General features: G+C 44.2%; 1 protein-coding gene. It reads left to right on the forward strand.

The window, feature by feature from the left end:
* A partial coding sequence (locus KDK19_RS11920; protein ID WP_257292039.1) for a hypothetical protein occupies positions 1 to 1,810 on the forward strand: 1,810 nt, incomplete at both ends.

Below are 1,810 nucleotides of genomic sequence, written 5' to 3' on the forward strand. Positions count from 1 at the left end.
TCCATTGTCGTATTCGCGCAGGACGTCTGGTGCATTACCGCTCGGGTTTGCCCCATGGCATTTCGGCAAGCCCCGCCAGAAAGTTCTGCCCCGGGCACGATATAAACTATTCTGCATCGCGGCGACGGAACAATGAACAGATTGTGACCGATATTCTGGAAAATGAAAGTGCCCTGAGCTCCTTTGAACGACGTACTCAAATCGGGATGGAACCGAATCGGAATATTTCGACACGCAGGATGAAATGCGACACCGAATATGCATTTTCCCGAGTTATGGAGGAGGAACTGGCGGATAAATCCAGGCAAAGTCGTGGTGGGGTCATGTGTATGCGCTTGAATTCTGCAACACTCGGCCGTTTGGATGCACAAATTTACAGAGATCAAAGCCAAATCAGGTCGGGATTCCTTGGTTTGGATGCCTTTGCCCGTAATGAGAAAACCATTACGCATTCAGCCGACGACTATCAAAGTGTGGTTCGGCATTGTCAGTCACAAGAGACCCGTTTTTCCAATCCTGTGTCTTTGTCTGATGAGTTGAACATGCTTGAGATGAGTTCTCCCGAAAGCCACGGGCGATTGTTGCGTATGCTAAGGAAACGTTTTAGCCACTGGCCCGACGGGCGCCCGCTGGAACAGCTTTTTCCACAATCCTGGTCAGTTCTTTACCATGAGTTAACCTGTAAAGACAGCCCGTTTCACAAAGGCATCCAGAGTCTCGTCAAGATTTGTGGTGTAGAGCGCATACAGTTGTTGTTTGAGCAAAACCCACAACTGCTGGAGGGCAAGCTGGATTCCCTGGATGGTTTTAAGCTGAAAGGATGGCCACATAAGTTAACCGGGATTGATTTCAGCGGCTGTTCAATGAAGGGGACAGTGTTGCAATCCGTTTCATTTGAGGAGTGTAAACTCAATACAGAACTGTTTAACAGTGCCATTGTTGAAGATGGCCTTTTCATCAAATGTTCTTTTGAAGGTGAGCGGCTTTCAACATCGGTATTAGACAATGCTCGTTTTTTCATTCCGGGTAGTAAGAATGGTCTGGTACTTGAAAGTACATGCCAGCTTTCCCGAATTCTATATGAATCGTGTGTTAATGAGAACAATGAGTTCAATCTGGAACAATGGCTGCAGGTGATGGGGAAAAATTATTGTCTACGCTTCGGCTCAGCACCGCTGGATGATTTAAGTCGGGAAATTCTGTCCCGACATATTGATGAAATCAAGAGTTTTTATCCACAGCAACTTATTGGAATTATTAATGGACTGTTTGAGATTGACTTTCAGAATATTACTAATGCAATAAATTTTGTTGAGAATAATCGGGAATTCTATGATTGCAAAATCAAAGATCTCAAAGATGTTTATTTTGATTTCAGAGCCATCTTTCTGAAAAAAGGAAATTATGAGGGGCTGCAAGGTGAGCCATTTGAAGAATTATTTAACCTCCGTAGCGTCGCAGATAATGATTATTCCCGTGAAGCGGTTTTGGCGTTGATGCTAAATGTTATTAATCTTGTTCTGTCCCCTGAATCTAATGATCAATACATAGACTTTGGAGTCAATGCCAACAGCACGGATGAGCATGAAGATTGCTGGAAGGAGATTCCTGAGGCCAGTAGAGACAGTGCACAAAACAACTCAATCTCATCTCTGAAAACAGAGGGCCTGCCCCTGGTTGCAATGCGACGTTACAAAGCTTTTCTTTGTTTGGTTTGCCTTAAAGAGTACCGGGGTTATATTCATCAATTCTGGGAAGAATGCTCAGAAAAGAGTCAATTAACAATAGCCAAACACTGTTTGCGTCATCA

The sequence above is a fragment of the Endozoicomonas sp. ONNA1 genome (genome assembly GCF_024606325.1).
In the GTDB taxonomy this organism is placed as follows: domain Bacteria; phylum Pseudomonadota; class Gammaproteobacteria; order Pseudomonadales; family Endozoicomonadaceae; genus Endozoicomonas_A.